Genomic DNA, 4,113 nt, shown 5'->3' on the forward strand with positions numbered 1-4,113 from the left:
TCAATTAAAGCCATTTATTTTAACCTCCTAAAAACTATTTCTACAAAATATACATTATTTTAATCACACATTATGTTATAAATGGCCATATTAGATAAGATCATCAGCCTTATCTTCAGAAATGGAAGACATTACATCAATGACTTGTTGGAAGAATTGCTTACGTGTTAATTCTCCACGGTGTAATTCTTTATATAATTCACCATCTTTAATCATAATCACTCGTTTACAATAACTTGCCGCAAACGCATCATGCGTTACCATTAATATGGTTGAGTTATCATATTCATTTAATGACTTCATACTTTCTAATAAATCCGTTGCTGATTTAGAGTCAAGCGCCCCAGTTGGCTCATCCCCAAAAATCATACTCGGATTCGTAACCATGGCACGTGATGCTGCGCAGCGTTGTTTCTGTCCCCCAGATACTTGATATGGGTATTGACTTAAGATATGATCCATGCCAAACTTCTTAGAGATTTCAAGAACAAGCCGATCAATTTCACTAACCTTCACCTTTGATAAAGCGAGAGGCAATGCGATATTTTCTTTGACCGTTAACGTATCTAATAAGTTATAATCTTGAAAAATAAAACCTAAATGATTGCGCCGAAATAATGCCAACGTATCATCACTCATTTTTACAATATCTTTTCCATCTATTAAAATCTCACCACTCGTCACATGATCAATTGTCGAAAGAACATTTAATAGAGTTGTCTTACCTGAACCAGAAGGGCCCATAATTCCAACAAATTCTCCTTCTTTTACTTGTAAGTTAATCCCTTTCAACGCTTCAAATGTATTTCCACCTGTGTCATATACTTTTTTAATATTTTTTGCTTCTAGCACTGTTTTCATTTTATATTCCTCTCTCCTCTTAGTATTTACAGCCAAGAAATCTATATAAAATTAGAGTTAAGATTGTTTAGATTTTTGCTTATACCATGAAAATCCTTATTTTCAAAAAGAGTAAATACCCATATGGGTATTTACTCTTTTCTAGAATATCTTATCTTTCACCTACAACTATTATTCATATCGTAGACAATCAATTGGGTCTAGTTTAGCTGCTTTATTTGCTGGAAGTATACCAGAGACAATGCCAATCAATATAGATATTCCAACAGATAGTAGACCTAGATTTACTGAAATAACAAGTGGCCATCCACCTACGATTGCCGATACCCAAGCAAAGAAAATACCTAACACAAAACCAATTACTCCACCTAATGCTGTTAAAATACAAGCTTCAATAAGAAATTGCATTAATATTTCCCTTCTCGTTGCACCAAGTGCTTTTCGAACACCTATTTCACGTGTACGCTCTGTAACAGATACAAGCATGATATTCATCACACCAATACCACCTACGATTAAAGAGATTCCAGCAACACCAGTGAATACCATTTTCATCGTATCTAATGATTCTTCTACGACCAAATCGTTTTTTGTCTCATCCTCTACTGTAAATAGATGCTCAAATTCTGGTGGTTTCAATCCATTTAATACAGATACAGCTTGTTTCCCTACAATTTCTCGCTCGCTAGAAGAAGATAACTTAATGGTCACTGCATTATATTCCTCAACACCTGAGATCAACGGTGCATTGTCAACCGAGGTATATCCTGCATACACATTTGATTGCCATATATTATCATATTTGTACACCCCGACAATATTATATGGTTTTCCTTTTATATCTATATATAAATCATTTTCCCATGTATCATATAGTTTTTTAAATAGAGCTTCACTGATAATCAAAACAGGAATTGGTTTTTCCAGCTCAGTCTCTGTTAACTCACGCCCATGTATCATTCGTAGTTTGTGATCCTGCATAAAATTACCTGTTCCCACATTTAAATTAAGAGAAGCTTCTTTTGAACCTACATATGCTTTTACGTCCATATTCACATGTGGGTACACATCCTTTACACCTGGTATTACTTCTAATTGCTTTACCATATCTGGTGTAATCTTCGCTATTTCCAGCGGAAAATCTGGGTTGATATACTCTATATTAATTTCATCCATATGGCGGCTCTCTTCAATCTCTTTTTGCATCTTTGCAGTATTTCCATCCCCCGTTGCGAGAATTGTAATAATCGCACTGATTCCAATAATAATTCCCAGCATCGTTAAAATAGATCTCATTTTATGGGCAAAGATAGAAGAGATAGCCATACGTATATTTTCATGTATATTCAATTTTATTCTCTCCAATCCTGAACAATGTTTCCGTCACGAATAACGATTTGACGTGCTGCGGCTTCCCCGATTTCACGATCGTGAGTAATCATAATAATCGTTGAACCTTGCTTGTTTAATTCATAAAATAGATTTACAATTTGTTCACTTGTTTTCGTATCTAGTGCACCTGTTGGTTCATCTGCCAAAATAAATTTCGGGTTATTTACAATTGCGCGTGCAACTGCAACGCGTTGTTTTTGTCCACCTGACAATTCATTTGGAAAGTAGGTAGCGCGATCAGCTAAACCAACTTTTGTTAAGGCTGCTAATGAACGCTCTTGTCTTTCCTTTTTATCGACTCCCGTATAAATAAGTGGTAATTCAATGTTTTGCAACGCTGTAAGTCGTGGCAGTAACATGAAGTTTTGAAATACGAATCCAATCTCTTTATTACGAACATGCGCAAGCTCGGTTTCAGACATGTTTGAAATATTTTGTCCAGCTAATTCATAGGAACCTGTCGTAGGCTTATCTAAACACCCAATAATATTCATTAATGTTGATTTACCAGAACCAGAAGGCCCCATGATAGAAGTGAAATCTCCCTGATTTAGCGTTACATCAATTCCGTGCAATATTTGAATGGATTCTTCACCATTTTGAAAAGATTTTGTAATGCCTTGTAAATTAATCATTGCGTGGCAACCTCCATACCATCTTTTAGATTTACAGTAGGTCTAGAGATAATTTTTTCTCCTTTTTTCACTCCGGAAATTTTTGCTTCATTACTTGTTTCAAATTCAACCGTAACAACTTGTTCTTTTGCTTTTCCGTCTTTTACAACAAAGACAACGTTTTTATCACCTTTTTTTAAAATACTGGTCTTTGGAATGACTGTACCCTTTGCTTCGCCTGATTTAGTTTCTACGTATACGTGGAAACCATTTTGTAAGCCTTCACTATTGTCTAACGTCACAGTAAATGGATAACTAGAAACTGTTTTGTTTTCATCCATACTTTTTAATGGTGTAGAACCAATTTCTGTTACTTTTCCTGTCCATGTTTTACCCGCTACAGTTTTTGATGAAACTGTTATTTCTTGTCCAATTTTTACATTAGCAAGTTCAAATTCAGACATTTGACCTGCTACTTTAAATGGACCTGCATGGCGAAGTGTAATTCCGCTCATACCGTTTCTTTCATTAGAAGCTGTAATAATATCATCAATTACACCGTCAGCAGGACTCATAACAGAAAGTGTGTTTACTTTCTCTTTTGCTACTTTAATCATTTCATCCGCTTTTTCTACTTCAAACTTCTTCATTTCAAGCTGTGATTCTAATTGTTGAATTTCAATCTCTGACGCTTTTACTGCTTCTGCAGGAAGACCAGCATTTTTATCTTTTTGTAGCTTTTGTTTTGCTGCATCAATTTGTTTTTGTTGTAATGTTACTTCTTTTTGTGCAATTTTCTTTTGCATTTCCACTTCTGTTACACCTTGTTTAACAGTTGGATCATTGTATTTAAACAGAAGCTGTCCTTTCTTTACTTCATCGCCTTTTTTAACAGCTAGTTCATTCGTACCTTTTGTTGGATCAAATGAAATGATCTCCATTCCATTTGGAATCACTTCACCAGCAAACTTTTGCTGATTTTCGATTTGTTTTTCTAGTACTTCAGATGTTTTATAAGTCATAACTGGTTCAGAACTTCCGGCAAAAGTCATATAAGCCCCAGCTCCTATACCAACTGTTAATACACCAACAATGACTACCTTATTTACTGTCTTCATATTATCCTCACTATTTCTTGTACTTTATTTTTGGAGACCATTATTTCCGTTTGTATAATTAGTTAACATTTTTAGAAATTATATATAAATTGGATTTCAAAGTGTTAACATATCTCTTTTAAAATCAA

4 protein-coding genes are annotated in these 4,113 nt (G+C 34.5%); all 4 read right to left on the minus strand.

Going from position 1 to position 4,113, the window contains the following annotated elements; genetic code table 11:
- Nucleotides 1–90: 90 nt before the first annotated feature.
- Complete coding sequence (locus tag ACQGSG_RS27150; protein WP_000859665.1) at nt 91–861, minus strand: ABC transporter ATP-binding protein; 771 nt, start codon at nt 859–861, stop codon at nt 91–93.
- Nucleotides 862–1,032: 171 nt separating this feature from the next.
- Entirely contained in the window at nt 1,033–2,211 is a 1,179-nt protein-coding gene (locus tag ACQGSG_RS27155; protein WP_001020777.1) for an ABC transporter permease, read from the minus strand.
- Nucleotides 2,212–2,213: 2 nt separating this feature from the next.
- On the minus strand, nt 2,214–2,888 hold the full coding sequence (locus ACQGSG_RS27160) for an ABC transporter ATP-binding protein (protein ID WP_426948483.1): 675 nt from the start codon (nt 2,886–2,888) through the stop codon (nt 2,214–2,216).
- On the minus strand, nt 2,885–3,985 hold the full coding sequence (locus tag ACQGSG_RS27165) for an efflux RND transporter periplasmic adaptor subunit (protein ID WP_098281495.1): 1,101 nt from the start codon (nt 3,983–3,985) through the stop codon (nt 2,885–2,887). The genes ACQGSG_RS27160 and ACQGSG_RS27165 overlap by 4 nt, the downstream gene beginning before the upstream one ends.
- Nucleotides 3,986–4,113: the final 128 nt, after the last annotated feature.

This window comes from Bacillus sp. GMa5/1 (assembly GCF_050172015.1).
Lineage (GTDB): Bacteria > Bacillota > Bacilli > Bacillales > Bacillaceae_G > Bacillus_A > Bacillus_A cereus.